Source organism: Variovorax sp. J31P179 (assembly GCF_030316985.1).
Lineage (GTDB): Bacteria > Pseudomonadota > Gammaproteobacteria > Burkholderiales > Burkholderiaceae_C > Variovorax > Variovorax ginsengisoli_B.
The window spans coordinates 239564-264853 of sequence record NZ_JASZYL010000001.1; the positions used below are offsets into that span (position 1 = coordinate 239564).

Here is a 25290-nt window from a genome sequence, read left to right on the forward strand (position 1 = left end):
CGGCCGCGCGCCACCCGGTCATGCCGCTCGATTCGAGGATCGTCGGCCTTCCTTCCTGGCACGCCCCAGGTTGGCCGCGATCATGGCCGCGACCAGCGTGACCAGCCACGAGAAATACACCCAGAGCAGAAACATCGGGAACGCCGCGAAAGTCCCGTAGACCGCCTTGTAGGTCGGCACCTTGGCGAGGTAGCCGGCGAAGCCGCGCTTGCCGAACTCGAAGGCCAGGCTGGCAACCAGGCCACCGGCGAGGGCATCGCGCAGGCGCACCTGGGTGTTCGGGACGAGGTAGAACATGCTGGTCAGCGCCGCCAGCACGAGCAGCAGCGGGCCGAGATCGAACACGAAGGCGAGCGAAGCCGGCAGCGCGCCGATCCAGCCCAGCGAGGCGCCGAGCACATGGGAGCTCGCCCACAGGCTCAGGCCCAGGACCGGCGGCCCGACCGCCAGCATCAGCAGGTACAGGCCGACCCGCCTGAAGAACGGCCGGTTGCGCCGCACCTCCCACATCTGGTTCAGGGCGTTCTCCACGGTGAGCAGCATCGCCACGGCCGTGCAAAGCAGCAGCAGCGAGCCGACCCAGGTCAAGCCGCTGGCGTTGGCGGCGAACCGGTTCAGGTACTGCAGGACCGTGCGCGCGATATCGGCCGGCAGCAGCGGGCTCAGCAGGAACTCCTGGATCGCATCCTTGAATCGCCTGAACACCGGGAAGTGCGTGAAGAGCGCGAAGCTCGCCGCCAGCAAGGGCACGATGGACAGCAGGGTCGTGAAGGTCAGGCTCCCGGCGACCTGGGGCAAGCGCTCTTTCCGGGCGCGCTGGATCGTCATTCGGGTCAGGGTGAACATGGGTCGCGGCAAATGAGATTCGGCCCGCCGATTGTGAAGGCTGCCGCCACCGGCCTCGGGGTTCCTCTTGGTTGTCCGGGCCGGCGTTCCGGGCTACGCTGCGCGCGACCGAGGATCTTCATGACCACATTGACGGACACGGCGCCAGACCACCTGGACAACAGCGCCATCGGCGTGCAGCGCCATCTCGCCGAGCTCGACGCCCAGGGCTACACCGTCATCCCCGACTTTCTGCGGCCGGACGATCTCCAGCGGGTCCGCGCGGGCCTCGCGCCGCACCTGGGCAGCCACACCGGACGCAACAACTTCGAGGGCGTGCGCACCGAGCGGGTCTACACGCTGGTCGGCCGGGGCCGCTGCTTCGAGGACATCGCCGAAGACGCGCGGGTGCTGGCCCTGCTCGACCGGCTGCTGGCGCCGGGCTACCTGCTGACGGCGAGCCAGGCGATCTGCATCCATCCGGGCGAGACGCCGCAGCCGATCCACTACGACGACTCGTTCTACCCGGTGCCGCGCCCGCGGCCTTCGATCAGCTTCAGCACGATCGTCGCGGTCGATGCGTTCACGGCCGAGAACGGCGGCACCGAGGTCATTCCCGGCAGCCACCGCTGGAGCGACGCCCGGATCATCGGGGGGTACGACGGCCGCGATGCCGATGCGCCAATGCCGCCCTCGCTGGAACGCATGCTGGTGCCAATGGTGGTGCCGGCCGGAGCCTGCATCTTCTTCCATGGCACCCTGATGCACCGCGGCGGCGCCAATCGCAGTGCGGCGCCGCGGCTGGCGTTCTCGAACCAGTACTGCGAACCCTGGGCGCGCACCCAGGAGAACTTCTACCTCGGCATCCCGCCGGCGCTGGTGCGCGGCATGTCGCCGCGCCTGCAGACGCTGCTCGGCTACGAGATCATGCCGCCCTTCATGGGCCACGTCACGGCGTCGCATCCGGCCAAGGTGCTGCAACCCGACCATGTCAATGCCGTAGCCGCAGCGCCTCGCGACGGCCGGCGCGAACAGGAGACCCCATGACACCCGCGCACCCCCTGGACCGGCTGATCGGCGACGCATGGCCGGCCTTCGCGACCGACGCCCAGCTGCGTGCCTTCGAAGCCACGCCCTATGCCGAGCGCATCTCGGCGCAGAGCACCTACGAGGCCCTGCAGCGCGGCGCCGCCTGCGACCCGGACGCCGATGCCATCGTGTTCCTGCCGCAGGCGGAGCCCGACGAAACGCCGCTGCGCATCAGCCATCGGCAATTCGTCGGCCGCGTGACGCAGGCCGCGAACCTGTTCACCGAACTCGGCGTCGGCCCCGGCGACGTCGTCAGCCTGCTGCTGCCGCTGGTTCCCCAGAGCTTCTTCTGCCTGTTCGGCGCCGAGACGGCCGGCATCGCCAATCCGGTCAATCCGCTGCTCGAGGCGGGCCAGATCGCCGAGATCCTGCGCGCCGCGAACACCAAGGTGCTGGTGGCGCTCGGCCCGGTGCCGGGAACCGACATATGGGCCAAGGTCGAACGCATCCGCGACCAGCTGCCGGGCCTGAAGGCGATCGTCGTGGTTGGCGGCGAGAGCGACCCGGCACGCGCCGTGCACGGCTTCGACGCACTGGTGGACCGGCAGCCCGCCAATCGGCTGCTCGGCGGCCGCCGGATCGCGGCCAGCGACACCGCCGCCTACTTCCATACGGGCGGCACCACCGGCATGCCGAAGCTGGTGCGCCATACGCACGGCAACCAGGTGTACCAGGCCTGGGCCGTGGGCTTGATGCTGCAGGTGCGCGCCGGCGCGCCGCTGCTGTTCGGCTTGCCGCTCTTCCATGTGGGCGGTGCGCTGACGCAGGGCCTGGCGCAGCTGAGCGCGGGCGGCACGATCGTCGTGCTGTCGCCGTCGGGCTGGCGCAATCCGGTCGCCGTGCGCAATGTCTGGCGGCTGGTCGAACGCTTTCGGCCCGAGGTGTTCGGCGGTGTTCCGACCGTGCTCGGCGCGGCGCTCAACGTGCCGGTCGACGGCGCCGACGTCTCGAGCATCCGCATCTGCTCGGGTGGCGGCTCGGCGATCCCGGTGCCGATCGGCAGGGCCTACGCGCAGCGCTTCGAGGTGCCGGTGGTCGAGGTCTACGGCATGACCGAGACCTCGAGCGTCCACACCCTGGCCTACCTCGACCGGCCGATCCGCCTGGGCTCGGTCGGCCATCCGGTGCCGTACAGCCGGGTGCGGATCGTTGAGGTCGATGCCGAGGGGCGTGCCACGCGCGACTGCGCGGTGGGCGAGAGCGGGGTCGTGGCGATGAGCGGGCCCGGTGTGTTCAGCGGCTACCTGAGCGACAGCCACAACCGCGAGGCCTTCGTCGCGCCCGGCTGGGTGAACTCCGGCGACCTCGGCCGCCTCGACGCCGAAGGCTACCTCTGGATCACCGGCCGCGCCAAGGACCTGATCATCCGCGGCGGCCACAACATCGACCCGATGGCGATCGAAGAGGTCTTCTTCCAGCATCCCGCCGTGGCGCAGGCCAGCGTCGTCGGCCAGCCGGACGTCTATGCGGGCGAGCTGCCGATCGCGTTCGTGCAGCTGAAGCCGGGCGCGGCGGTCGAGGCGGCCGACCTGCTCGCCTTCGTTGCCGCCCGCACGCCGGAACGCGCGGCGCTGCCGGTCGAGGTGCTGTTCATCGAGGCCCTGCCGCTGACCGCGGTGGGCAAGGTCTTCAAGCCCGCGCTGCGATGGCAGGCGGCGCGGCGCGTGGCGTTGCGCCTGCTGTCGGACCTGCAGCAAGCCGGTCGCGAACTGGCGGTCGAAGTCGGCGCCCACGCGCTGCACGGCAGCCTGGTCACGGTCGCGGTCACCGGCGTGGCCACGGGCGATCGCGAATCGGTCGCGCGACAGATCGACGAGCGCCTGGACCCGCTGGTCCTGAAGCACGAGACGGTCTGGCGCTGAGCCGCACCGCGCGGCGCACCGCCACTGCAACAGCAGCGACCAGGGCTGCCGGCTCATGTGGCGATCGACGCAGTCGGGCTTGGCCGCACCGCAGCCGTCGCTCAGGTAGCTGGGGTCGAGCCAGCGGGTCCCCGGCGCAAAGGCCAGCCGGCGCAAGGTGACGGACTGCAGCACGTTGCCGCCGATGGCATCGAAGCCCAGGGCATCGACCGCCACCACGACATCGCAGTGCATCGGCAAGGCGCCGCCGCCGGTGCGGCGGGCCGCCAGCGCCTCGCCGATCTTCTCGAAGCTGTCGAGCCCGGCACCGGTGCCGCGCGCCTGGCAGACCAGGTCGCCGACGCGCGGCGGGGTGCGCGTGATGTCGCAGGCGCGCATCGCGTAGGCGGTCGGACGGCCGGCCGCCTCGGCGCTGCCGGCCTGCCAGGCCGCGCCCGCATAGTCGGCATGGGCCTCGGAGAACTGGAACTCGTCCGCGCCGAGCCCGGCCTGGCGCGCGAGCCAGCTCACGAAAGCCGCGGACCAGGGGGTGTCGATCACGGCGACCCGGTCGATCGCGGCCTGCGCGGCACGCAGCTCGTGCGATTCCAGGCCCTGGTCCGGGCCGACGCCCAGGCCTTGCAGCCGGGCGGCGGTGGCCTGGTTCAACGCCTGCAGCAGGAGTTGCCGGTCGGCCGGGCGCAGCGCGCCGAAGCGCACGAGGTAGGGCAGGCGGCCTTGCTGCGGATCGACGGCGCCCCAATAGCCGAGCACCCGCTCCCAGGGTGCGCGGGCCCACGCACCGGTGCGCACGTCCTCGGCCTCCGACAGGCCCGATTCGGTGAGCCGGCCTTCGGCATCCATGGCCTGGCCGCCGAAGGCCCGGTGTTCGCGCTCGGCCGCGGCCGCCATGGCCAGCGCACGGGGCGGCGGGGGCGATCGTGTGGCGGTGTCGAGGCACAGCGAAGCGGCCCCGGCAGCGAACGGCGCGGCCATGGCCAAGAGGGAAACGGCGACCGGAAGAAGCCGCCGCGGCACGAGATGGAAGGACATTCGGACCCGAGCATAGCCCCGGTGCGGGACTACACTCGGCCGCCCCTCCGACGCCTCCACACCACCATGCGACGCCTCGCCCGACCCGACGACATCCGCCACGTCTTCTCGATCTACAGCCACGAGAAGGTGGTTCCGTTCCTGACCTACGACCCGATGCCTTTCGAAGACTTCGAAGACGTCTATGCCCGGTTGCTGGCGAGCGGCAGCTTCTTCGTCTGGGAGGTCGACGGCGAGATCACCGGCTTCTACGAGACCACGCGCTACCCGGGCCGGTTGCGCCACGTGGCCCTGCTCGGCACGCTGGCGGTCGACCCGCGCCGGCACGGCGCGGGCATCGGCCGCGCCATGATGCTGGACGCGATCGCGCGGCTGCGCGCCGAAGGCATCCGGCGGGTCGAGCTCTACGCCGAGAGCGACAACACGCAGGCGTTGCGCTTCTACGAAAAACTCGGCTTCGTGCACGAAGGCACGCTGCGCGACTTCTACAAGCGAGGCGACCAATCGCACTACGTCGACGAGTACGTGCTGGGGCTGCTGCTGGACTGAATCGCCGGGCGTCGCGCAAGCCCTGACGGCGGGACCGGCGCTGGTAAGCTCCTCACCCCGCCGGCGCCCCTGCCGGCGATGACGGAGAAGCGTGCATGGCCGACCCATGGCTGCCAAGAGAAGAGTACGTCGCCCTGCAGCAGGAGATGCGCAGCGGCATGGCGGCGCTCATACGCCTCGAGCTGGCCTGCGTGCTGGGCGTGGTGGCCCTGTTCGCCTGGCTGGTCCGGGGCGCGGGCGACTATGTCGGCTACCAAGGCCTCGTGTGGTTCCTGCCGATCATCGTCCCGGCCTACGGCATCCTGAAAGCCAGGGCCGTCCGCGCCCGACTGGCCCTTGTGGCCGACTACCTGGCGAAGCTCGAAGGCCACGCGTCCCCTGGAGAGGAACGTTGGCAGGCCTACCTCGAGCGACAGCGTCCCAGGGCGCGCAATGGCTTCGCGTCGACCGCCTGGCTGCTGCTGCTCGCAGCCACGATGGCGGCGAGCGCCTTCGGTTTCGCGGACTTCCGCGAACAGTGCCCGGGGCTGCTGCGCGATGCCTGCCTGCAGGACGGCGGGCCCGACGAGCAGACCGAGGGCGCATAGGGCCTGTTCACACTACAGCAGGAAGGGCACGAAGCGACGCGTGCGCCGCATGTAGTCCCGGTACGCCTGGCCGAAATGCGCAAGGCATTCCTGCTCTTCGCGCACCGCGGTGACGAACAGCAGCACCGTCGCCGCCAACACCAGCGCCAGCCCCAGCCAGGTGAACTGCTGCAGAAAGATGCCCCAGGCCAGGCAGATCAGCGCGGTGTACATCGGATGGCGGATGTAGCGGAAGGCGCCGGCCGTCACGAGCGCGGTCGTCTTCTCGAATCCGATCAGCGCTTCGTCCTGGCGCGCCTCGCCCGGATGGCCGTCGCGCCGCAACAGGCGGAATGCATGCACCGGCAACCAGACCGAGGCCATGAACAGCACCATCGCCACCCGCTGAGGCAGCGCGCGCGGGTCTGCGCCCCAGACCGGCAGGTTGATCCAGATGAGCCCGAGGATGCACTCCCAGGCGAAGAAACGATAGAAGCCGTGCGAGCGCGGACGCGTCATCGCGCCGCGCGAGATGTAGAGCAGCGCCGAACTCACGACCACGAAGGTCGGACCATAGGCTGCGAGAGGGAGGAGCATACGGTGGGCCGGCGTCTAGAAGCGCATGCCGACGCCGGCCATCAGCAGGTCGGCGTCGCGCGCCGCAAGGCCATCGCGACGGGACTGGGTCCGCCCGCCTTCATGCAGGTAGCTCGCGCTGATGTCCACGTAGCGGTCGAGCCCGTGCCGATATTCGAGGCCTTGGGCGCTCGCCGTTTCCGAATCGAAGCTGTTCAGGATCGACCTGCCGAGCAACAGCGTGAGTTCGTTGCCGGTGACGTTCGTGCTGCGCATCTCGGCGCGCTCGCGCGGACCCGGGCCGTCCGGCGCTTCGAGCTGATAGCCGAGGCCGACGACGATCGCGGTCGTGTCCGGACCGTGGTAGGTCTGCACGTGATTCAGCTGCAACTGCGCGATCCAGCGGTTGTCGAAGTAGTAGGCGGCGCGAAAGCTCAGCACCAGGCCCCAGCCATGGGTGTCCGAATAGTTGCCGCCGGCCTCGGCCGCAACCGTATCGAAAAAGCGGTACGGACCCGCACCGGCCGACAGCTCGAGCCGGTTCTCGCGCAGCGGCAGGCGACCCCAGAGCTGGACCACCTGACCGTCGCGATGGTGGTTCGGAATGTGGCCTTCGTTGAGCCAGGAGAAGCTCCAGGCCGCATGGCGCCCGAGGCCCTCCCGGTACGTGGCTTCCCAGGAGTAGGTGTCTTCGTCCTTGCTGACCAGCGGCCCGGCGAGCATTGAAAACTCCTGCGCGCGCAGGCCGGCCGAACACAGCGCGCAACGTGCGGCGGCGAAGAGTGCTCTGGCGGGAACAGCGCTCGGGATTCGCATGGGCCTCCATGACACTGCCTGCGGCAGCGAACGGGTCGACGCAAGGATAACCGAGCTGACTTCGCACTGACTGCACGCGCGCATGGCTCCTTCACGTGGAGGTCGCATTCCGCGAGCGCCTGGTTCCTAATTGCGTTCCGGCCCGGCGCCAGTTCGATCGCCGAAGGTCCGGGGATCTTCAAGGAGAACGCCATGTCATCTGCCAATGCCTGCGGCCGACCATCCGATGCGCCGGTCCGGCCCTATCGATCGATGTGCTGCTTCATCGTCCCGCCCGGCGTGCTGAAGAAATACGCGCGCGACGGCGCGATCGACCCCGCCACGCGCAAGGCCCTGCAGGACACCTATGTGGAAACCGAACGCCTGCGCGGACTGCGTGAAGCCCATCGCATCGCGACCTTGCGCGACGCGGACCGCTTCCTGGCCGGCGCGGCGGTTCACGTGCCGGCTCAGCATCTGTTCGACTGCATGCATCGCAAGGGACTGCCGGGCAAGGCGGTGGCATCGCCTGCCGGCGCCTTCAAGACCGTGTTCGACACCACCGCCAAGGTGGAGGAGTTCTACAAGACCGTGCTCGGCCGCAATTCGGTCGACAACAAGGGCTTCGACCTGGTGTCCAGCCTGCACTACGCCAGGAACTACGACAACGCGTTCTGGAATGGTTCGCAGATGGTGTACGGCGACGGCGACGGCAAGCTGTTCGGCGAGATGTACCTGTCGCCCGACGTCATCGGCCACGAGCTGACCCATGGCGTGACGCAGAACCTCAGCGCCCTGCGCTATGAAGGCGAGTCGGGTGCGCTCAACGAGAGCATCAGCGACGTCTTCGGCACCGTGTTCAACCAGTGGCTGAACAACTGGGCCGTGACCGAGCCGCGCGGCTGGCTGGTCGGAGCCGGCATCATGGCGCCGCCGGCACTGGCCAAGGGCTTCACCTGCCTGCGCGACATGGCGCAGCCCTCGGCCAAGCATTGCCTGTCGCCGCAGCCCGAGCTCTACAGCGAGATCGACCCGACGGCCGACGTGCACGAGAACAGCGGCGTGCCGAACAAGGCCTTCGCCACCTTCGCGCGGGCGGCCGGCGGGCAGGCCTGGGGCAATGCCATCAAGGCCTGGTACGACACCTGCATCAACCGGGCGCTGCGCAGCGACGCCACCTTCAGCGAGTTCGCGGCGCTGACCATCGCCTCGGCGCTGAAGATCGGCGGCGCCGCACTGCAGGCCCAGTGCACCAGCGCCTGGACCGAGGTGGGCGTCACGCCCGCGAGCCCATGACCGAGCCGGCCGATCCCGCACGGCCCGCGGTGCGCCGCGTGCGCATCGAGCGCCGCGGCGGCCTGGCCGGGCTGGCCGTGAGCGCCGAGCACGACTTCGCGGCGCTCAGCGCAGCCCAGCAGCAGGCATTGGGACGGGTGATCGAAGCGGCGGCGTCCGACCGGTCGGCCAGGTCGCGCGGTGCGCCGCCCGGCCCGGCGCCTGGTGCCGACCGCTTCAGCTATCGCCTTCGCGTCGAGGACGCGGCCGGAGGCGAACAGGTGATCGACCTGCCGGAGGATGCGATGCCCTCAGTGCTCGAATCGCTCGCCAAGCCTGCGCTGCCCTGAGGGCTCAGGTCTGGATGAACGCGCCCGGCTCGGCGACCTGCGGCGCGAGCGGCTCGCCCATCATCTCGCGCAGCGAGGACTCGATCATGTGCGACATGGCGTCGAGGGCCAGGTCGTTGGGGTCGGTGCCGAAGGGCTCCTCGATCTGGGCGCCCAGGGCCTCGAGCGCGAAGAAGGTGTAGGCGATGAAGGCCACGATCACCGGCGTCATGGGGCCGATCGCATCGACCAGTCCGAACGGGAGCAGCACGCAGTAGAGGTAGATGGTGCGGTGGATGATCACGGTGTAGGTGAACGGGATCGGCGTGCCCGCGATGCGCTCGCAGCCGCCCAGTGCGTCGGTGAGCCGCCCGAGCGGGCCTTCCATGGCCTGGACCAGCGCGGGCGCGATCCGCCCGGCCTGGCGCCGGTCGCGCAGCCACTCGCCGGCCATGAGCAGGAGCATCGCGGGCTTGTAGCGTGCCGGGCGCAGGCGGTCGCGGTCCTCGGCGCCAAGCAGGCGCTCGAAGTCCGCCGCCGGATCGGTCCGGCGCAGCTGGTGGCGCAGTGCATGCACGAAGGCGATCAGCCGCGCCGCCAGCAAGGACGCCTCCGACGGCGCGTCCGCCAGGGTGAGCGCCTGCCGCACCAGCGCCCGCGTGTCGTTGAGCATCATGCCCCAGAGCGTTCGCGCCTCCCAGTAGCGCGCGTAGCTGGTGCCGTTGCGAAAGCCCAGGAAGATCGCCAGGGTCAGGCCGATCAGCGAGAAGGGCACGAAGTTCAGCGGGATCTTCCACTGGAACAGCCGCCCGTGAAGCACGGTCACGAGGATCGCGAAGGCCGTGGTCGCCAGCAGCTGCGGCAGGATGTCGGGCAGCACCGATCCGCGCCAGACGAACAACAGGCGCAGCCAATGGGGTCGAGGCCTGACGATCATCGGGCGCGCGCCATGTCGGGCCGCACCGTTCTCGCCCGGTGCGCGGTCACCACCCCTGCTGCTGCTGGCGGCCGCCCTTGATGTTGCCGGCAATGCCGCCGGCGATGCCGCCGATGGCGGCACCCGTCCAACCGTCGCCGCCGGCGATCGCCGCGATCCCGGCGCCCGCCGCGGCGCCAATGGCCGCGCCGCTCATCGTTCCCTGCTGCTGCGGGGTCATGTTGGTGCAGCCCACGAGGAGCGTCACGCTGGCGATGCCCGCCATCCAAGCAAGCGATTTCATGAGGGCCTCCGTCATTTCTTTTGCAGTCCGGGAGCGGCCATCTCGAACCAGATGATGTCCAGTACCGGGCGCTTCAGCTTGGTCGGGTTGGCGGCATACCAGCGGTCGACGCCTTCGCGCACGCTGTCGAGGGTCTGGCCCTGCATTCCCCTGGCCATGCGCGGCACGATGCTCTGGGCGTCCGAGGGTGGCGTCGCGCCGCTGTAGGCGCGCTCGACCTGGACCATGTTGGCGACGCCGACCAGGTAGGCCTTCTTGACGGCATCGCTGGAGGTGGTCCATTGCTCGCCGTTGACCACGGCGATTTCGGCTGCGCGGCCCGTGCTCCATGCCATGCCGATGGCGAGTGCAAAGCTTGCGATCAGGGCCGCGCGTCCCGGAGGGGTCAGTGCTTTCATTGCATCTCCTTGAGGACTTCCCGCTTGCATTCTTCCTCGCAACAATGGCCGGTGCAAGGCCTTTCGACCATGAGCCTTCAGTGGTCGGGCTTGGACGCGAACAGGTTCAGGCCCATCCGCTCCGAGAGGTACTTGGACACCCGCTGGCCCTTGATGCTGTTGCCGGCTTCGTCCAGCGCCGGTGCGAAGGTGCCCAGGCCGCCCTTGCCCGGTATCACCGTGACGATGCCGCCGCTGACGCCGCTCTTGCCCGGCAGGCCGATCTCGTAGAGCCAGTCGCCCGAGAGCTCGTAGAGCCCGGCCGTGGCGAGCACCGCGAGCACCCGCTTGCAGACCGAGGCGTCGACCACCCGCTCCTCGGTGACCGGATTGACCCCGCCGTCGGCCAGCGTGGCGCCCATCACGGCGAGGTCCTTCGCGGTCACCTTCAACGCGCACTGCCGGGTGTAGATGTCGGTGGCCTCCAGCGCGTCGAAGTACATGCGGCCATAGCCCTCGAGCAGCTTGGCGATGCCTCGGTTGCGCAGGTTGGTGGCCGCCTCGGACTGGTAGATCTCTTCGTCGACCTCGAGCCTGCGGCCGGCGAAGCGCGACAGTCCATCCTGGATGAAGCGCCATTTTTCGTCGGCGGTCTCGCCCGGCGCCAGGCTGGTGGCCGCGATGGCGCCCGCATTCACCATCGGGTTCATGGTCCGGTCCTGGTTCAACTCCAGGGCGATGACGGAGTTGAATGGCAGCCCGGTGGCGTTCACGCCCAGCTTCCGGCGCGCCTCCTCGGCGCCGATGGCCTGGCAGACCAGGGCGAAGACGAAAGGCTTCGAGACGCTCTGGATCGAGAACGCGTGCCCGGCATCGCCGACCTCATGGACCGAGCCGTCGACGCCGACGAGGCAGACGCCGAACAGGTCGCGCGGCACCTTGGCCAGCGCCGGGATGTAGTCGGCGACCGCGCCTTCGTCGATCGAGCGGTAGCGGCCATAGGCCTCGTCGACCAGCGCCTTCACGCGCTCGGGGGGCGGCAGGTGGCCGGTGGAAACCAGCGGCGGATCGGTCGGTTCGTCGAGCGGAATCGGCGTGTGCACAGGCTGGGTCCTCCGCGCGCAGCGTAGCACGGGCCATCACCCGCCGGCCCAATCCGAAGCAGAATCGGGCCTCACTCTTGGACTCTCGAAGGATGGACGAAATGGACGCGGAAGAACTCAACGCACGGCTCCGATCGCTCGAGCTGAGGGCCGTCGCCCAGACCGCGGCCCTCGCGGTCCTGCTCCAGGAGCAGCCCAACGCATCGGCGAAGCTGCACATGGTCGCCGAGCACCTGGTCGACGCGCCGCCGATTCCCTTGTCCGATGAAGACCTGGTCAAGGTCGCGGCCTACATCCAGGCGATGCTCGGCGGTCCCTGGATCGACTAGGAAGATGCAGGAGTCGCAAGCTGCCGGTCGAGCAGCACCGCGACGTGGACCGCCTCGCGCTGCGCGCCGTCGGCGATCTGGTGGCGGCAGCTGGTGCCATCGGCCACCACGATCGCGTCGGGACTACACCGCACCGCCGGCAGCAGGCTGGCTTCCGCCATCTGCATCGAGACCTCGTAGTGGGCCGCCTCGTAGCCGAAGCTTCCGGCCATCCCGCAGCATGAGCTCTCGATCAGCTCCGGCTTGGCGCCGGGAATCAGCTTGAGGACATCGAGGATCGGGCTCACCGCGCCGAAGGCCTTCTGGTGGCAATGGCCATGCAGCAGGATCGGCTGGTCCACCGCCTTGAGCGCCAGCCGGAACCGGCCCGCCTTCACTTCACGCGCGATGAATTCCTCGAACAGCAGCGCCTGACCGGCGACCTTGTCGGCCTTGGCCCCGAGCCCCATGACCAGCGTCTCGTCGCGCAAGGTCAGCAGGCACGAGGGCTCGAGGCCGACGATCGCAATGCCGGCTTCCGCCAACGGCACCAGCGCATCGATCAATGCACCGGCCCTGGCCCTGGCTTCGTCCACCATGCCATTGGCGAGGTAGGTGCGGCCGCAGCAATGATGACCGCGGTCCTTCTGAACCGTGTGCAGCAGGTAGCCGGCGGACTTGAGCACGCGCGCAGCGGCCCAGGCGTTCTGGCTTTCGAAGTTGCCATTGAAGGTGTCGACGAAAAGCACCGCCACCTTGCGACCTTCTCGCGCCGCGGCAATGGCCTGCTCGCGGCTGGCGAACGTCGAAGCGTCGGCAGCGCGCCAGAAGGTGTCGCTGCGCCACACGGGCAGTGATCGCCTGGCGGAAAGGCCCAGCACCTTTTCACCGAGCCAGCGTGCAGCCGGCACGCTGTTGCGCAGATTGAGCAGCCACGGCACCCGGCTGGCCAGGTGGGCATAGTCCGGCAAGCGGGCGATGAGCCGGTCCTTGAGCGTGTGGCCGTGCTTCTTCTTGTAGTGCGCCAGGAACTCGATCTTCATCTTCGCCATGTCGACGCCCGTCGGGCAGTCGCGCTTGCAGCCCTTGCAGCCGACGCACAGGTCCATCGTCTCGTGCATGGCTTCGCTGGTGAAGGCGTCGGGACCGAGCTGGCCGGAGATGGCGAGCCGCAGCGTGTTGGCGCGGCCGCGCGTCAGGTGCTGCTCGTCGCGCGTCACGCGGTAGCTCGGGCACATCGTGCCGGCGTCGAACTTGCGGCAATGGCCGTTGTTGTTGCACATCTCGACGGCCTTGGCGAAGCCGCCCGTGAGGTCGCCGCCGGTGCCCGGCGCCGTGGTCGCTTCGGTCACCGGATCGGCCTGCACGTTCCATGCGGACCAGTCGAGAACCGGCGTGAGCGGGATGCGCCGGTAGGGCTTCGGTGCCGTCGCCGGTGCGAAGCGGAACAGCGCGCCGTCGTCCATCTTCGGCGGATCGATGATCTTGCCGGGGTTGAAGAGATTGATCGGATCGAGCTTCTGCTTGATGGACCGGAAGGCCTCGTTGATCGCCGGGCCGAACTGCCATTCGATCCACTCGCCGCGGCACAGGCCGTCGCCGTGCTCGCCGCTGAAGGCGCCCTTGTACTTGCGCACCAGCGCGCCCGCTTCCTCGGCGATGGCGCGCATCTTGGACCCGCCATCGGTGCGCATGTCCAGGATAGGCCGCACGTGCAGCGTGCCGACCGAGGCGTGGGCATACCAGGTGCCCCTGCTGCCGTGCCTCGCGAACACTTCGGTGAGGCCGTCGGTGTAGTCCGCCAGATGCTCGAGCGGCACCGCGCAGTCCTCGATGAAGCTCACCGGCTTGCCGTCGCCCTTGAGGCTCATCATGATGTTGAGGCCGGCCTTGCGGACCTCCCACAGGTTCTTCTGCGGCGCGTCGTCGCGCATCTCGACCACGCTGCCGGGCAGGCCGAGCTCGCCCATCAGGTCGACCAGGTCCTTCAGCCTGGGCAGCAGCGAGGCCTTGTCGCCGCCCGAGAACTCGACCAGCAGGATGGCGGCGGGCCGGCCTATGAGCGCGGTCTCGACCGTCGGCCTGAAGGCGGGGTTGGCGAGGCTCAGCTCGATCATCGTGCGATCGACCAGCTCGACCGCCGTGGGGCCCAGCTTGACGATGTGCTGCGCCGAATCCATGGCCGCTCGGAAGCTGGGAAAGTTGACGACGCCCAGCACCTTTGCGCGCGGCAGTTCCGCGAGCTTGAGCGTCAGGCTGCGGGTGTAGGCCAGCGTGCCTTCGGCGCCGATCAACAGGTGCGCCAGGTTGACGCTGCCGTCCGCCGTGTAGGGCTTCTCGCTCTGGTTGTCGAAGATGTCGAGGTTGTAGCCGGCGACCCGGCGCATCACCTTGGGCCAGCGCGCGTGGATCTCGCCGCGGTGCTGGAGCACCAGCTGCCGCACATGCAGCGCGATGTCGCTGGCCCTCGCACCCAGGTTCGAGACCGGACCGAAGTCGACCAGTTCGCCGTCGGACAACCAGGCGCTCGCGCCGGCGACGTTGTGCACCATGTTGCCGTAGGCGATGGAGCGCGAGCCGCAGGAGTTGTTGCCCGCCATGCCGCCGAGCGTGGCTTGCGCGCTGGTCGACACGTCGACCGGATACCACAGCCCGTGCGGCTTGAGCTGCGCGTTGAGGTGGTCGAGCACGATGCCCGGCTCGACCGTGACGGTGCGGCGGTCGAGATCGAGATCCAGCACGCGCCGGAAGTGCTTGCTGTTGTCGATCACCAGCGCTGCGCCGGTGGTCTGGCCGCACTGGCTGGTGCCGCCGCCGCGTGCCAGCACCGGCACCTTGAGATCGCGCGCCACGTCGATGGCGGTCGCGATGTCGCGCTCGGTCTTCGGCACCAGCACGCCGACCGGCATGATCTGGTAGATCGACGCATCGGTCGCATAGCGGCCGCGCGATGCGTCGTCGAAGAGCACTTCGCCCTGGGTCTCGGCCGCCAGCCGCCTGGCCAGCGCCTCGCAGGTTTCGTTGGGAGGCAGGACCGTACCGGCGGGCTGCAGATGGCTGGCGGGCTCGATGCGCATGGGGTGGGCTTCAGGTCTTGGCCGCTGGGGCCCGTGGATAGATTTCGCCGGCGCGCAGGAGCTCCAGCACGGTGTCGCGCTTGCGGTTCAGGTGCTCGACCAGCACCTGCCGCATCGCGGCAGGGTCACGGGCGCCCAGGGCTTCGATCATTCGCTCGTGCTCGGCCACCGCGCCGGCCCACTTGGCTTCGTTCTGGTTGGTGCGAAAGCGCAGCGACTGCACGCGCGCATTGACCGCACGGTAGGTGCTGGTCAGCACCGGGTTCTTGGCCGCGTCGTTGATCGCCGCGTGGATGCGGGCGTTGAACCGGTAGTAGCCGGAGAGGTCGCGGCGCGCGAAGCAGGCCATCATCTCGTAGTGCAGAGCGCGCACTTCTGCCAGTTCGCCGTCGGTGATGCGCTGCGCCGCCAGTTCGCCGGACATGGCTTCGAGCATCGACAGCAGCTCGAAGGTGTTGACCACGTCGGCCTCGGTCAGCTTGACGGCCACCGCGCCGCGATTGGGCAGCAGGTCGACCAGCCCCTCTGCCGCGAGCAGCTTGATGGCTTCGCGCAGCGGCGTGCGCGAGACCCGCAACTGCTCGCACAACTCGCGCTCGTTGAGCTTGGCGCCGGGTGCGATCTGCCCTTCGATCAGCATGGTTCGCAAGCGCGACGCGACCTGGTCATGCAGCGCGAGGCGCGAGATTTCTATCACTTCAGCCATGGCTTCATTTCCCTTGAGATGCATTTTGAATGCAAATTCACGATGTATCAATCATTGTGCGTAGGGGATAACGATCATGATTTTTTGTGTTTTGAATGCAAAACTGAAAAGGAAAGGACGGCCCCATGCTTCAACTCGACTCCCATCCCACCGGCAGGCATTTCCTGCAGATCCCCGGTCCGAGCCCGGTGCCCGACCGCATCCTGCGCGCGCTGAGCCTGCCCACCATCGACCATCGCGGGCCCGAGTTCGGCGCCCTCGGCCGCAAGGTGCTGGCGGACATCCGGCAGGTCTTCAAGACGCAGCATCCGGTGGTCATCTATCCGGCCTCGGGCACCGGGGCCTGGGAGGCGGCGCTGTCGAACACGCTGAGCCCCGGCGACCATGTGCTGATGTTCGAGACCGGCCACTTCGCCTCGCTCTGGCAGAAGATGGCCACGCGCCTGGGCATCTCGACCGAATTCCTCGCCTATGGCGGAACGGACGCCCACCTGCCTCAGGCAGCGGGCTGGCGCCACGGCGTGCAGGCCGACCTGATCGAGGCCCGCCTGCGCAAGGACACCGAGAAGAAGATCAAGGCCGTGTGCGTGGTCCACAACGAGACCTCGACCGGCGTCACCTCCGACATCGCCGCGGTGCGCCGCGCCATCGATGCGGCGGGCCACCCCGCCCTGCTGATGGTCGACAGCATCTCCGGCCTGGCGAGCGCCGACTTCCGCCACGACGAATGGGGCGTGGACGTGACCATCAGCGGCTCGCAGAAGGGGCTGATGCTGCCGCCGGGCATCAGCTTCAACGCCATCTCGCCGCGGGCGCTCGACACGATGAAGAGCGCGAAGCTGCCCCGGTCTTTCTGGGCCTGGGACGAAATCGTCGAGATGAACAAGGACGGCTACTGGCCCTACACGCCCAACACCAACCTGCTCTACGGCCTGTCGGAATCACTGGACATGCTCCTCGGCGAAGGGCTGGACAACGTCTTCGCGCGCCACCAGCGCTGGGGCGCGGGGGTGCGCGCCGCGGTGAACGCCTGGGGCCTGCCGATCCAGTGCGCCGACCCGGCCGTGTACTCGCCGGTGCTCACTGGCGTGATCACGCCCGAGGGCATCGACGCCGACGCGGTGCGCCGCCTCATCCACCAGCGCTTCGACCTGTCGCTCGGCACCGGGCTGGGCAAGCTCAAGGGCCGCATGTTCCGCATGGGCCACCTCGGCGACAGCAACGACCTGACGCTGGTCGCGATGGTCGCCGGCGTCGAGATGGGCCTGAAGCTCTCCGGCGTGAAGCTCGCCGGCAGCGGCGTGCAGGCCTCGATGGACTACTTCGCCGGCCACGCGGCGCCGGCCGCGCTGCAGAAGGCCGCCTGAGCGCCGGCCGGTCATTCACAACAACGGAGACATCATGCAAAGACGTTCCTTCATCCAGGCCGCGGGCGCCGCCGCGGCCGCCCTGGGCGTGCCCAGCGTGTTCGCGCAGGAATGGCCCACCGGCCCGGTGCGCATCGTGGTCGGCTTCCCGCCCGGCGGCGGCACCGACGCGCTGGCCCGCGTGGTCGCGCAGAAGCTGTCGGTGATGTGGAACCAGACGGTCATCGTCGAGAACAAGGGCGGTGTCGCGGGCGTGCTGGCCGCCGAGTACGTGTCGACCCAGCCGAGCGACGGCAGCACGCTGCTGATGGCGCACATCAACAGCCACGCGCTGGCGCCCAGCCTGCAGCCGAAGCTGCGCTACGACGTGCAGCGCGACTTCGTGCCGATCGTGCTGGTCGGCGTCACGCCCAACCTGCTGATCGCAAGCCCGACGCAGAAGGCCGTGACCGTGAAGGACATCGTCGCCCTGTGCGCCGCGGAGCCCGGCAAGGTGAGCTTCGGCTCGGCCGGCGCCGGGTCGGCGCAGCATCTGGCGCTGGAGATGCTCCAGGCCAAGGTCGATGCGCTGCACGTGCCCTACAAGGGCCCCTGCGCGGAAATCGCGTTTTTCGACGTTCCTCGAATGAAAACCATCGATTCTTGACCCCCGAAAAGCCCGGTGTACCTGCGAAAAGTACCTGTAAATCGTAGGCTCAGCGGCTGAGATGCCTTCCTGCAGGCGATCTGGCCGCCCTTGCCAGCAGCATGATCGCGGAGCGGATCAGCCGCAATGTCACTTCTTCATCTGGATTTCGATGTAGAGGTCAATGCCACCGTCAGTGACGGACTTGAGCGGGTTGGCCCTGCAGTAGTTGTCCATCCACAGAAACGCTTGATCGGCAGAACCAAGCTTGCTCAGCGGGTCGTTACCCTTCTTTTCGTCTGCCACCATGAAGTTCAAGCCGCTCAGAAGGCCGAGCAGCCAGCTCTTTGCTACTTCGCGCTTGGTAAACCACTGCCCGCAGTCGTACGAGCCAAATGTCGTGAAGGCAAACCCGTTAGACAGGCAGGCCAACAGCGACGCGGCGACGATGCCGGTTCTGATCTTGGTGAAGTAGTGGTGCGGGCGCTGTGCGCCGCTACCATTTGTCCGAGTCATGGGCGTGCCCTTTCACGTCGATGATCAGCAGGCCCGACAGCGCTTCCAACGCTTGCCGGGCCTGCGCCTTTGCGGCGGTCATTGTGCAGCACGCGACCGCGACCGCGAGCGCGTTCCTCGATGCCGGTGCCAGAATGACCCCGCATCAAGACGCAAGGGCCGGACGCTGCGACGCGCCCGGCCCCCGCTGACCCTGAACCACCTGCGCGAGAGGTGAACGCATGGCTGAGACGAATCTTACGGGGCGCCCGATGCCGCTGCGCGAAGCCGCCGCGCGGGTTGGTCTGTCACGCAGCGCGCTGCTGTACTGGATGTACCGCGGCTTGATCACCCCGCTGGTTGACATCGGCCTGGACGGCGACGAAACGACCGATAAGGCGTTCCTTCGCATCGGCGGGTTCACACGGGCAGACAAACCCTGGCTGAAAAAACGAGGGCTTGCACTGGCGTTTCAACCACTGCCGTCCGGGTTCGTCGCACTGACGACAGACGAATACCACCGGCTGCATCAGGCGGGCGAGGTTGTCCTGCGCAAGGCCGAGACGACGACCGCGACGGGCGATTACCTCGTGCGCCTGCCGAAACCCATCACGATCACGTTCGACATGCTGCTGGTGTGGCCCTGGGAACTCGAAAAGTTACGCCCGGGTCTGCAACCTGCCAGCGCCGATGAGGACGACGACAACGAACTGCTCCCCAAACGGGAACTGATCCAGCGGTGCATCGTGCGGTGGCCCACCGTCGAATCGGACCTCAACAAGGCCAAGGCGAACGGGCTCAAGGACGCCGCCTGGGGCAAGCATGGCTACTTCTGGTATCGCCGGGCGCTCGACTGGGCGAAGGAAAACCACAGGCTCATCGAGGCCCTGCGGCGCACGGGTTGATTTCACCCATTTCACCCGGTTTTCACCTTTTTCACCCGTGTGTCATCGTTTCATCAAGCCCCGGCCCTTCGGTCGGGCTTGATGAGGTGCCACGATGGTCACGATCAATGAAGCGCTGGTGCGCCGCCCTTCGCCCGCTGCGCAGACGGCGAAGGTCCTGCAGCTACACGCGAGCTTGCCGGCAGACGCGCGGCGCCGCGCGACGAGTGCCGTGCGCAAGGGCAAGCCGCCGGATGACGGCAAATTCATTCGCGTCGTCGGGGGTCGGGCGTGAGTCCGGCCGATATCGACACCGAGGCAATTCAGCGCGCGCTGGCTGAACGCGACCAGCGGCTGGAAATAGTCGAACGCGCAGAACGTCATCAACATCAAAGCGATGCCCGGCGACTCTCACGAGCGGCCGGGCATCTGGGTGTCAGCGGCATTCGCAGTGCCCACCAACGTTGGAGTCTGTCCCATGAATCCGAATTCAGATTGTGCCGCGACTTTGGCGGCGCGCACTGATCGCCAACCTGGCCGCGCGCAGATCGCGGATCAAGCCCCCGACAGCAACAGCACGGAGCGTTCGCGCCGTCGGCGCGCCATGGAAGCGATGTCCATCTCGATGCGCTGGGCGCCGCGCTGGCTCACGGAGCCGCGCTGGCCCAGGTGGGCAGTCACGCTGCCCAAGGATGGCCCGCAGACCACCAGCGCGTCTGAAGCGGCCTTCAGCGGCTCGGCGCGCGCGTCGCAGCGCGGTACCCAGGCGTCGAAGTCCGCGCGCACGAACGCTGCGATGCAGGTGTTGCCATGAACGACCGTCGATCGACGGTGCCCAAGACCGTCCGCGAGCCGGTCATGCTGAACGGTGCCGGCGCGGCGTTCGCTCCTGGCGCAAATGACGCGGCGCCGCTGCGCACCCCGCCGCACAGCATCGAAGCCGAGCAGAGCGTGCTTGGTGCCCTGCTGCTGGAGAACGACGCATGGCCCATGGTGTCCGCCATGCTGCAGGCTGGGCACTTCTACCTGCACGAGCATCGACTGATCTTTGGCGCCATCGCTTCCATGCTGCGCGAGGGCCAGCCGGCCGATGTCATCACGGTGGGTGAGCGCCTGAAGCGCGACGGCGTGGCCGAGTCGGTCGGCGGGCTGGTCTACCTGCATGACCTCACGAAGGGCGTGGCCGGCACGAGGGACATCGGGCCACATGCTGCCCTCGTACGCGATCGTGCCCGACACCGTGAAGCCATCGCCCTGCATGACCTCGCCATCTCGGGCCACTTCGCGCTCGACCCCGTCCGCCTGCGCGAAGCCGCCGAAGCGACGCGGAAGGCGGCCCTGCTGGAGTCGGAAAGCGACGACGGCAGCGGCGCACCCGACTCGAATCTCGAAGAACGGCGCAAAAAGTTCCGGGTCATGAGTGCGAGCGAGTTCCGCCCGAACCAGCGAGTGCGCTGGGCCATCAAAGGGGTTCTGCCGTTGTGCGAGCTGGGAGCGATCTACGGCCCTGCGGGCTCGGGCAAATCGTTCCTGGCCCCGGACATGCTCCTGGCCTGCACGCGCGGCCTGGAACGCTGGGCAGGCCGGCGCGTCAAGCCGTGCCGTGTGGCCTATGTGGTGGCCGAAGGCGCGACCGGGTTTCGCGCCCGTCTTGATGCCTACAAGCTGGACAACGGCCTCACCGATGAGGGCCTGGGCGAGTTCCGCTTGATCGATGCTGCGCCGAACCTGCGCGACACCCAGGACATCGACGCCTTGGTCGCCAACCTGATCGAGCAGGGACCTTTCGACATCGTGACCATCGATACCCTGGCACGCGCACTCCCCGACGCCGACGAGAACGGAAGCGCAGACATGAGCGGCGCCCTCGCCGCTTGCCATCGCCTGCACAAGGCGACCGGCGCGATGGTGCTGCTGATCGCGCACGCCGGAAAGGACCCGACGAAAGGCCTTCGCGGTTGGTCCGGCACCAAGGGGGCGCTCGATGTCGAGATCGCGCTGACGCGTGACAACGGCATGCGCAGAGCCAGCATCGACAAGCTGAAGGACGGGGCCGGCGAGGACGACGAGATTGTGTTTACGCTGGCCTCGATCGAGCTTGGCACCGACGAGGATGGGGACCCGATCACCTCCTGCGTGGTGCGCATCGTGGCGCAGTCGCTGGCCGAGGACCAGGCCGCACCCTCGCTCGATGGCCTCAAGAATCAGGCGTGGCAGCTGCTCGACAGCGAACTCGCGCAAGGCCGCCGCCACTCCCTTGCCACCTTTTCAGCGACTGGTGCGGAAGCCGGGCTCGGTGGGCAAAAGAAGGTCAGCCACTTCGTGCACCTTCTCATGGCCGAGGGCCGCGTAGCGTCCTGGCAGCGTCCGGACTGGCGCACCCACACCAGTAGCGATCGTAACTACCTGCACCCGGTCGGCTCAAAGGCGCCGGCCGAGCAATGGGGCGTTCCGCTCGACCGAGCCGAGCCCACCACCTCGGCAAGGAGCAGGCCCACCACTGCCGAGGTGACGGCAGAAAACGGCCCCTCCCAGGTAAAAAAGAAGGCTTCGAAATGACCGTTTTCACCTCGGCAAAACCACCTCGGCACTCTATAGATAGATACCGAGGTGCCGAGGTGGCACCCCTCGGTTCTATCCATCGAGTCTGTGCGCACCTCGGCAAACCACCTCGGCAACGGGTTGAAACTGCTTGCCGAGGTGCCGAGGTGGCGCATGGGCTCCGCCATCAGCCCGCCGACCGCCAACCACCACGAGGACCGACACCATGACCCCCTACATGACCACCGCCGACAATCGCCTGCGCGCCGCTGCCGAGGCCTGGGCCACGGCGTACAAGCGCCGAATCGAGGCGACGAGTCTCAAGCGTCGGACGTTCGCTGCCTACCGTGCTGGCGCAACCTTTGATGGCAGCTTCCTCGCCGATATGGACGCTGCCCGAAGAGTCACCGAGGCACGCGCCGGGCTGCGGGCTGCTGAGAAGGCCTTGCTCGCAATCGTCGATCCGAAGCCCATCACGCTCAAGGCCAAGGCGCGCGAGGTCAAGCCCGGCCATACGCTGCTGATCGACCGCGTATTACCGCCGTACGACGACAGCCAAAGCACCCGTACGCCTTGAGCGGCCCGTCATGCAACAGCCCGAAAGGAACCCCACCATGACCGAAAATTCCCCCAGCGCCGACCTGCTGCAGATCGGCGACCTCGTGTTGTGGCCTGACGCGGACGGCCTCTACTGTCTCGACGAACTGCAGCGCAGCAGCGGCGTGCAGTTGACATGGAGCCCACGCAGGTTTCTGTCGTCGCCGCAAGGGCGCGGCTTGATCACGCACTTGCGCGAAGAAGGCCACTCCGCGACGGTGCGCATCGAGCCGGGCCCACTCGGCAAGGTCTACGGCCATCGACACGTCGCCATCGCGTATGCGATCACGCTCAGCGCCGAGTTCGCCCTGTCGGTGGTTCGCACCGCGACGGCGGAGGCGGATGCAGCGCAAGGCACCAGCGGCATCAATCCGGAAACCCCTGACGATCGCGATCGCGGCGGCGGCGCCCCGCACATCAGCCTGTATCGCGTCGGCGTCCCTACCTGCATCGACCCGCGCGGCCAGGTTCTGGTGAGCGCCGTGAGCGTGCACGTGGCCGCCGACAACTCGCTGTCGCTGCGAGACAGCCGCAAGGCCCTGTTCGAAGCGGCGCCCGGCTGTTGGACGCAGGTGGAACGCTGCATCGACTTGCGCGCCATGCAGTGGCGCCTGGAGTACCTTGCGCTTGTCGGCCTGCCGACGCTCGGGGCGTTTGATGTGGCCGAGCCGTCTGGCGGGAACTGATCGCGCCCGACATTCCGCATTCGGACGGCTGCCATGCGGGCGTCGGGCCGGGCGAACCCAGAAGGCGCCAGACGCGACGCAGCGCCTGCGACTGCCTGGACCTCACCCCAGGCAGAGAGGCGCCGCCTGGGCCCTTCTGGCGCGGCTGGGGGGCCTTCGGCGGGGGGCTCGAACGAGGGGGCGATATGTCCATTTCTCCCCAAAATGGACGGGCAACCTAGCCTTCATCGCGATTGAGCAGTTTTTTTGGCCCGCGCGCGCGACTTCGCGACGCAAAATGAGGGCTTCCAGGCGCCCCTGATCTTGAATGATCAGCCTGCGTCCATCGCAGATATCGGAGCATTCGAGCCATGTCGAAACAATCGCCTTCTGCCGATGCCGATCCCGCGCTGAAAACGCCCGAAACGCGCAAGCCTGGGCGTCCGCCTCACGAGCGCAGCGATGCCCTCGCGAAGCGCATCGCCATGTGGGTCGCAGTCGGCGTTCGCGTCGCGGACGTGGCCGAAATCGAAGGACTGAGCGAACCTACCCTCCGCAAGCACTACTGGGTCGAACTTCAGCAGGGGCACACGAAGGCGAACGCCATGGTGGCGCAAAGCCTGTTTCGCGCCGCGACGCACGCGACGCACCCCGACACCCGCGCGGGCATGTTCTGGCTGCGCTGTCGCGCTGGCTGGGTAGAAGCGACCACCCCGCCCATGGAACCCCGGCCGGGTAAGAAGGCGATCGCCCAGGCGGCCGGCCTCATCGCAGAAGGCGGGACATCCTGGGAAGGCCTGCTGCAGTGACGACACCGCGCCTGGCCGGGGGCCAACGGCTGCTTGTCGAACAGTGCCCATCGCTGTCGGCCTGGACCACCGCTCAATGCGCGCTTGCTGCCCAGGCCGCGCTCGACGCGGCCGATCAGGCGCTGGCCGGTGCGGCTGTGTCCGATGTCGCGCTCGGCGAGATGGGCGCGCACACGGTCGCCGTCCTCGGTCGCGCGGTGGACTCGGAGGGCACGGTGCTTGTCGCCCTGCACCTCGATGCCGAAGCTGGGCTCTATCGGTGGCGCATCCCAACCGATACGGAACTGGCCGCAATGGTGCATGCGACCCTGGGCGAACTCGTACCACTCGCGGGCGCCTAGCGCTCGCGACCCTATTCCCCGAAGCGCTTCAGGGCAGAGGCTCCGGCAAGCGACAGAAGTGGAAGCGCCCGCCCGTTCCGCGACTGGTGAAGTAGTTTCCGACCAGTTCATCGTTTGAAGCAGCACCAACAACCAGAGAAGCCGCCCCTTGATACACCTTGTTCTGCCCAGGTGACGTGTACTTCTCCCGAACTTCGTAGATGTAGTGCAACAGAGGACGGGAAGATTCTGGATCCTTCTTGACCGCCAGAGCAAGAGTGCGTGACTCAGAACGTTCCGCGTCCATCTCTATCGAAATCTTGAAGAAGTCCTGCTTGATGATGACCCGTCCAACCGCACGCCCTACTTGTTCGCCCCTTACCCAATCAATCGAAGCATCCCAAACTCCATTCAAATCGGGGTATAGCCATTGATTCAATCTTGGCATCCTCGCCCATAGACGGCGCCAGCCCGCACAGAAGAACGCGAGAAGTGCCAGATCGACCACTGCCGCGCCGCTGTATGCGAACAGCGGGCGAAGCGGTATACCGGCCGCGCCGAAGGCCCAATAGAGAAGCATGATTGCCAACGCATAGCCACCAGCGATCGTCGCGATCACTCTAGTCATCGGAAGAAGACTAAACATCAGACCTCTCTCCCGTCGCGAAAGACGTATGGGCCGTAGGTTCGCGAAAGCACCCCCGTGCAAAGCACGCCCTGCAGACAAGAGCCGAATACTGCCGCAAGGTACCGTCCGCCAAAGCTGCGAGCGTGGGCGGGTATGACGAGGCCAGGAACAATCGCCGGGGAAAAATAGACCGCAGGCTGAACTAGCTGAAGCGACTGGTTGAAGACGTGAAAGCCGTCATGGAAAGCACTACTTTCTCGCGAATTGGCGATCAGCCATTCCTGTGCACCGCCACGACACATGCCGGCCGGCAATCGATCCCGCATTGGATGGATCGGCATTGCTGCAGCGCCGTCCCAAACGATGATGCCCAACCCCGAAAACTCTGCATCAACGCGGCCGGCAATCTTCAGCAGCAGAGACTTGAGATTGGCGGCTATCTCCGAGCGTGGCAAGACATGTGGGTTCATCGTGGACGGCTGGTGCGGTTGAAGTGATACCAATGGAGCGGACCGTATTGTCCACGGTGGCCGAGGCAGCGACTCCATGAGCCGCGTTTCGCTCGGCCGCCCCCTGCGCGTAGACCCCCCAGAACGTGCAAGCGCGTCACGCAATTTCGGAAACCGTCGATGCAACACCCTCGATATCGGCTGAAAATCGCACTTCTCGA

At 67.7% G+C, this 25290-nt stretch carries 29 protein-coding genes and 2 pseudogenes; 17 read left to right on the forward strand and 14 right to left on the reverse strand.

The features are described 5' to 3' along the window. Window positions 1-18 precede the first annotated feature (18 nt). Window positions 19-828 carry a YihY family inner membrane protein gene (locus QTI17_RS01195; RefSeq protein WP_286530543.1) on the reverse strand — a complete coding sequence of 270 codons (810 nt, stop codon included), beginning with the start codon at window positions 826-828 and terminating at the stop codon, window positions 19-21. A gap of 138 nt (window positions 829-966) precedes the next feature. Between QTI17_RS01195 and QTI17_RS01200 the strand changes: the two genes are divergently transcribed. After that, window positions 967-1872 carry a phytanoyl-CoA dioxygenase family protein gene (locus tag QTI17_RS01200; RefSeq protein ID WP_286530544.1) on the forward strand — a complete coding sequence of 302 codons (906 nt, stop codon included), beginning with the start codon at window positions 967-969 and terminating at the stop codon, window positions 1870-1872. Continuing rightward, entirely contained in the window at window positions 1869-3776 is a 1908-nt protein-coding gene (locus QTI17_RS01205; RefSeq protein WP_286530548.1) for an acyl-CoA synthetase, read from the forward strand. The genes QTI17_RS01200 and QTI17_RS01205 overlap by 4 nt, the downstream gene beginning before the upstream one ends. Window positions 3777-3863: 87 nt before the next feature. On the opposite strand, the pseudogene QTI17_RS01210 reads toward QTI17_RS01205, so the two are convergent. Further along, window positions 3864-4316: pseudogene (locus QTI17_RS01210) on the reverse strand (DUF2272 domain-containing protein); the annotation flags it as partial. On the opposite strand from QTI17_RS01210, the gene QTI17_RS01215 reads away from it, so the two are divergent. Both QTI17_RS01215 and QTI17_RS01220 read left to right on the forward strand, forming a co-directional pair. Further along, on the forward strand, window positions 4224-5357 hold the full coding sequence (locus QTI17_RS01215) for a GNAT family N-acetyltransferase (RefSeq protein WP_286530549.1): 1134 nt from the start codon (window positions 4224-4226) through the stop codon (window positions 5355-5357). The pseudogene QTI17_RS01210 and the gene QTI17_RS01215 overlap by 93 nt on opposite strands. Window positions 5358-5452: 95 nt before the next feature. Further along, complete coding sequence (locus QTI17_RS01220) at window positions 5453-5944, forward strand: hypothetical protein (protein WP_286530550.1); 492 nt, start codon at window positions 5453-5455, stop codon at window positions 5942-5944. 12 nt (window positions 5945-5956) lie between these two features. Here the strand turns inward: QTI17_RS01220 and QTI17_RS01225 are convergent, their stop codons facing one another. Together QTI17_RS01225 and QTI17_RS01230 are read right to left on the reverse strand one after the other, a co-directional pair. Further along, window positions 5957-6520 carry a methyltransferase family protein gene (locus QTI17_RS01225; protein WP_286530551.1) on the reverse strand — a complete coding sequence of 188 codons (564 nt, stop codon included), beginning with the start codon at window positions 6518-6520 and terminating at the stop codon, window positions 5957-5959. A gap of 15 nt (window positions 6521-6535) precedes the next feature. Next, on the reverse strand, window positions 6536-7315 hold the full coding sequence (locus tag QTI17_RS01230; protein ID WP_286530552.1) for a hypothetical protein: 780 nt from the start codon (window positions 7313-7315) through the stop codon (window positions 6536-6538). Window positions 7316-7507: 192 nt separating this feature from the next. On the opposite strand from QTI17_RS01230, the gene QTI17_RS01235 reads away from it, so the two are divergent. Next, window positions 7508-8590: a M4 family metallopeptidase gene (locus QTI17_RS01235; protein WP_286530553.1), complete on the forward strand. Its 1083-nt coding sequence runs from the start codon at window positions 7508-7510 to the stop codon at window positions 8588-8590. Further along, the gene (locus QTI17_RS01240; RefSeq protein ID WP_286530554.1) at window positions 8587-8919 is read left to right on the forward strand and encodes a protealysin inhibitor emfourin; all 333 of its coding nucleotides are present in this window, start codon (window positions 8587-8589) and stop codon (window positions 8917-8919) included. Before QTI17_RS01235 ends, QTI17_RS01240 begins: the two co-directional genes overlap by 4 nt. A 4-nt stretch (window positions 8920-8923) precedes the next feature. Here the strand turns inward: QTI17_RS01240 and QTI17_RS01245 are convergent, their stop codons facing one another. The 4 genes from QTI17_RS01245 to glsA form a co-directional block, all read right to left on the reverse strand. After that, window positions 8924-9835 (reverse strand): bestrophin family protein, encoded by a 912-nt coding sequence (locus tag QTI17_RS01245; RefSeq protein WP_286530555.1) that lies wholly within the window; start codon window positions 9833-9835, stop codon window positions 8924-8926. Window positions 9836-9881: 46 nt separating this feature from the next. Then, on the reverse strand, window positions 9882-10118 hold the full coding sequence (locus QTI17_RS01250) for a YMGG-like glycine zipper-containing protein (RefSeq protein ID WP_286525782.1): 237 nt from the start codon (window positions 10116-10118) through the stop codon (window positions 9882-9884). An 11-nt stretch (window positions 10119-10129) separates the two neighbouring features. Continuing rightward, window positions 10130-10516 (reverse strand): hypothetical protein, encoded by a 387-nt coding sequence (locus tag QTI17_RS01255; RefSeq protein WP_286530556.1) that lies wholly within the window; start codon window positions 10514-10516, stop codon window positions 10130-10132. Window positions 10517-10593: 77 nt separating this feature from the next. Next, window positions 10594-11598: a glutaminase A gene (gene glsA, locus QTI17_RS01260; RefSeq protein WP_286530557.1), complete on the reverse strand. Its 1005-nt coding sequence runs from the start codon at window positions 11596-11598 to the stop codon at window positions 10594-10596. A 101-nt stretch (window positions 11599-11699) separates the two neighbouring features. Here glsA and QTI17_RS01265 point away from each other — a divergent pair, with 101 nt between their 5' ends. After that, window positions 11700-11927, forward strand: coding sequence for a hypothetical protein (locus tag QTI17_RS01265; protein ID WP_286525778.1), 228 nt, complete (start codon window positions 11700-11702; stop codon window positions 11925-11927). Here the strand turns inward: QTI17_RS01265 and QTI17_RS01270 are convergent. Next, window positions 11924-14983 (reverse strand): FAD-binding and (Fe-S)-binding domain-containing protein, encoded by a 3060-nt coding sequence (locus QTI17_RS01270; RefSeq protein WP_286530558.1) that lies wholly within the window; start codon window positions 14981-14983, stop codon window positions 11924-11926. The genes QTI17_RS01265 and QTI17_RS01270 overlap by 4 nt on opposite strands. A gap of 10 nt (window positions 14984-14993) precedes the next feature. Then, complete coding sequence (locus QTI17_RS01275) at window positions 14994-15689, reverse strand: GntR family transcriptional regulator (RefSeq protein WP_286530559.1); 696 nt, start codon at window positions 15687-15689, stop codon at window positions 14994-14996. Between the two features lie 125 nt (window positions 15690-15814). Here QTI17_RS01275 and QTI17_RS01280 point away from each other — a divergent pair, with 125 nt between their 5' ends. Together QTI17_RS01280 and QTI17_RS01285 are read left to right on the forward strand one after the other, a co-directional pair. Next, entirely contained in the window at window positions 15815-17056 is a 1242-nt protein-coding gene (locus tag QTI17_RS01280; RefSeq protein ID WP_286530560.1) for a pyridoxal-phosphate-dependent aminotransferase family protein, read from the forward strand. 34 nt (window positions 17057-17090) lie between these two features. Then, window positions 17091-17645 (forward strand): annotated as a pseudogene (locus QTI17_RS01285) (Bug family tripartite tricarboxylate transporter substrate binding protein); the annotation flags it as partial. Window positions 17646-17831: 186 nt separating this feature from the next. Here the strand turns inward: QTI17_RS01285 and QTI17_RS01290 are convergent. Then, entirely contained in the window at window positions 17832-18197 is a 366-nt protein-coding gene (locus QTI17_RS01290; protein WP_286530561.1) for a hypothetical protein, read from the reverse strand. A gap of 221 nt (window positions 18198-18418) precedes the next feature. Between QTI17_RS01290 and QTI17_RS01295 the strand changes: the two genes are divergently transcribed. From QTI17_RS01295 to QTI17_RS01305, 3 genes are all read left to right on the forward strand, one after another. Then, window positions 18419-19081, forward strand: coding sequence for a hypothetical protein (locus tag QTI17_RS01295; RefSeq protein ID WP_286530562.1), 663 nt, complete (start codon window positions 18419-18421; stop codon window positions 19079-19081). 94 nt (window positions 19082-19175) lie between these two features. Further along, window positions 19176-19355, forward strand: a complete 180-nt coding sequence (locus QTI17_RS01300; protein ID WP_286530563.1) for a hypothetical protein — start codon at window positions 19176-19178, stop codon at window positions 19353-19355. Continuing rightward, window positions 19352-19585 carry a hypothetical protein gene (locus QTI17_RS01305; protein WP_286530564.1) on the forward strand — a complete coding sequence of 78 codons (234 nt, stop codon included), beginning with the start codon at window positions 19352-19354 and terminating at the stop codon, window positions 19583-19585. Before QTI17_RS01300 ends, QTI17_RS01305 begins: the two co-directional genes overlap by 4 nt. 30 nt (window positions 19586-19615) lie before the next feature. Here the strand turns inward: QTI17_RS01305 and QTI17_RS01310 are convergent, their stop codons facing one another. After that, window positions 19616-19846 carry a hypothetical protein gene (locus QTI17_RS01310; protein ID WP_286530565.1) on the reverse strand — a complete coding sequence of 77 codons (231 nt, stop codon included), beginning with the start codon at window positions 19844-19846 and terminating at the stop codon, window positions 19616-19618. 24 nt (window positions 19847-19870) lie between these two features. Here QTI17_RS01310 and QTI17_RS01315 point away from each other — a divergent pair, with 24 nt between their 5' ends. The 5 genes from QTI17_RS01315 (at window position 19871) to QTI17_RS01335 (ending at window position 24013) form a co-directional block, all read left to right on the forward strand. Next, window positions 19871-21619: an AAA family ATPase gene (locus tag QTI17_RS01315; RefSeq protein WP_286530566.1), complete on the forward strand. Its 1749-nt coding sequence runs from the start codon at window positions 19871-19873 to the stop codon at window positions 21617-21619. A 208-nt stretch (window positions 21620-21827) separates the two neighbouring features. Next, a complete protein-coding gene (locus QTI17_RS01320; RefSeq protein WP_286530567.1) occupies window positions 21828-22178 on the forward strand; it encodes a hypothetical protein in 351 nt (116 codons plus the stop codon). 37 nt (window positions 22179-22215) lie between these two features. After that, window positions 22216-22884 carry a hypothetical protein gene (locus tag QTI17_RS01325; RefSeq protein ID WP_286530568.1) on the forward strand — a complete coding sequence of 223 codons (669 nt, stop codon included), beginning with the start codon at window positions 22216-22218 and terminating at the stop codon, window positions 22882-22884. A gap of 350 nt (window positions 22885-23234) precedes the next feature. Beyond that, window positions 23235-23672 carry a hypothetical protein gene (locus QTI17_RS01330; RefSeq protein WP_286530569.1) on the forward strand — a complete coding sequence of 146 codons (438 nt, stop codon included), beginning with the start codon at window positions 23235-23237 and terminating at the stop codon, window positions 23670-23672. Continuing rightward, window positions 23669-24013 (forward strand): hypothetical protein, encoded by a 345-nt coding sequence (locus QTI17_RS01335; protein ID WP_286530570.1) that lies wholly within the window; start codon window positions 23669-23671, stop codon window positions 24011-24013. Before QTI17_RS01330 ends, QTI17_RS01335 begins: the two co-directional genes overlap by 4 nt. A gap of 28 nt (window positions 24014-24041) precedes the next feature. On the opposite strand, the gene QTI17_RS01340 is transcribed toward QTI17_RS01335, so the two are convergent. Both QTI17_RS01340 and QTI17_RS01345 read right to left on the reverse strand, forming a co-directional pair. After that, window positions 24042-24620 carry a Cap15 family cyclic dinucleotide receptor domain-containing protein gene (locus QTI17_RS01340; protein ID WP_286530571.1) on the reverse strand — a complete coding sequence of 193 codons (579 nt, stop codon included), beginning with the start codon at window positions 24618-24620 and terminating at the stop codon, window positions 24042-24044. 17 nt (window positions 24621-24637) lie between these two features. After that, the gene (locus tag QTI17_RS01345) at window positions 24638-25090 is read right to left on the reverse strand and encodes a hypothetical protein (protein WP_286530572.1); all 453 of its coding nucleotides are present in this window, start codon (window positions 25088-25090) and stop codon (window positions 24638-24640) included. Window positions 25091-25290 lie beyond the last annotated feature (200 nt).

Bases quoted from the DNA above. Each gene is read 5' to 3' on its own strand.
- QTI17_RS01215 (WP_286530549.1), top strand. From the start codon at position 4,224: ATGGGCCTCGGAGAACTGGAACTCGTCCGCGCCGAGCCCGGCCTGGCG.
- QTI17_RS01345 (WP_286530572.1), bottom strand. From the start codon at position 25,090: ATGAACCCACATGTCTTGCCACGCTCGGAGATAGCCGCCAATCTCAAG.
- QTI17_RS01325 (WP_286530568.1), top strand. From the start codon at position 22,216: ATGACCGAAAATTCCCCCAGCGCCGACCTGCTGCAGATCGGCGACCTC.
- QTI17_RS01320 (WP_286530567.1), top strand. From the start codon at position 21,828: ATGACCCCCTACATGACCACCGCCGACAATCGCCTGCGCGCCGCTGCC.
- QTI17_RS01230 (WP_286530552.1), bottom strand. From the start codon at position 7,315: ATGCGAATCCCGAGCGCTGTTCCCGCCAGAGCACTCTTCGCCGCCGCA.
- QTI17_RS01330 (WP_286530569.1), top strand. From the start codon at position 23,235: ATGTCGAAACAATCGCCTTCTGCCGATGCCGATCCCGCGCTGAAAACG.
- QTI17_RS01220 (WP_286530550.1), top strand. From the start codon at position 5,453: ATGGCCGACCCATGGCTGCCAAGAGAAGAGTACGTCGCCCTGCAGCAG.
- QTI17_RS01250 (WP_286525782.1), bottom strand. From the start codon at position 10,118: ATGAAATCGCTTGCTTGGATGGCGGGCATCGCCAGCGTGACGCTCCTC.
- QTI17_RS01340 (WP_286530571.1), bottom strand. From the start codon at position 24,620: ATGACTAGAGTGATCGCGACGATCGCTGGTGGCTATGCGTTGGCAATC.
- QTI17_RS01275 (WP_286530559.1), bottom strand. From the start codon at position 15,689: ATGGCTGAAGTGATAGAAATCTCGCGCCTCGCGCTGCATGACCAGGTC.
- QTI17_RS01225 (WP_286530551.1), bottom strand. From the start codon at position 6,520: ATGCTCCTCCCTCTCGCAGCCTATGGTCCGACCTTCGTGGTCGTGAGT.
- QTI17_RS01300 (WP_286530563.1), top strand. From the start codon at position 19,176: ATGGTCACGATCAATGAAGCGCTGGTGCGCCGCCCTTCGCCCGCTGCG.
- QTI17_RS01240 (WP_286530554.1), top strand. From the start codon at position 8,587: ATGACCGAGCCGGCCGATCCCGCACGGCCCGCGGTGCGCCGCGTGCGC.
- QTI17_RS01255 (WP_286530556.1), bottom strand. From the start codon at position 10,516: ATGAAAGCACTGACCCCTCCGGGACGCGCGGCCCTGATCGCAAGCTTT.
- QTI17_RS01200 (WP_286530544.1), top strand. From the start codon at position 967: ATGACCACATTGACGGACACGGCGCCAGACCACCTGGACAACAGCGCC.
- QTI17_RS01195 (WP_286530543.1), bottom strand. From the start codon at position 828: ATGACGATCCAGCGCGCCCGGAAAGAGCGCTTGCCCCAGGTCGCCGGG.
- QTI17_RS01270 (WP_286530558.1), bottom strand. From the start codon at position 14,983: ATGCGCATCGAGCCCGCCAGCCATCTGCAGCCCGCCGGTACGGTCCTG.
- QTI17_RS01295 (WP_286530562.1), top strand. From the start codon at position 18,419: ATGGCTGAGACGAATCTTACGGGGCGCCCGATGCCGCTGCGCGAAGCC.
- QTI17_RS01280 (WP_286530560.1), top strand. From the start codon at position 15,815: ATGCTTCAACTCGACTCCCATCCCACCGGCAGGCATTTCCTGCAGATC.
- QTI17_RS01265 (WP_286525778.1), top strand. From the start codon at position 11,700: ATGGACGCGGAAGAACTCAACGCACGGCTCCGATCGCTCGAGCTGAGG.
- QTI17_RS01245 (WP_286530555.1), bottom strand. From the start codon at position 9,835: ATGATCGTCAGGCCTCGACCCCATTGGCTGCGCCTGTTGTTCGTCTGG.
- QTI17_RS01235 (WP_286530553.1), top strand. From the start codon at position 7,508: ATGTCATCTGCCAATGCCTGCGGCCGACCATCCGATGCGCCGGTCCGG.
- QTI17_RS01290 (WP_286530561.1), bottom strand. From the start codon at position 18,197: ATGACTCGGACAAATGGTAGCGGCGCACAGCGCCCGCACCACTACTTC.
- QTI17_RS01315 (WP_286530566.1), top strand. From the start codon at position 19,871: ATGAACGACCGTCGATCGACGGTGCCCAAGACCGTCCGCGAGCCGGTC.
- QTI17_RS01205 (WP_286530548.1), top strand. From the start codon at position 1,869: ATGACACCCGCGCACCCCCTGGACCGGCTGATCGGCGACGCATGGCCG.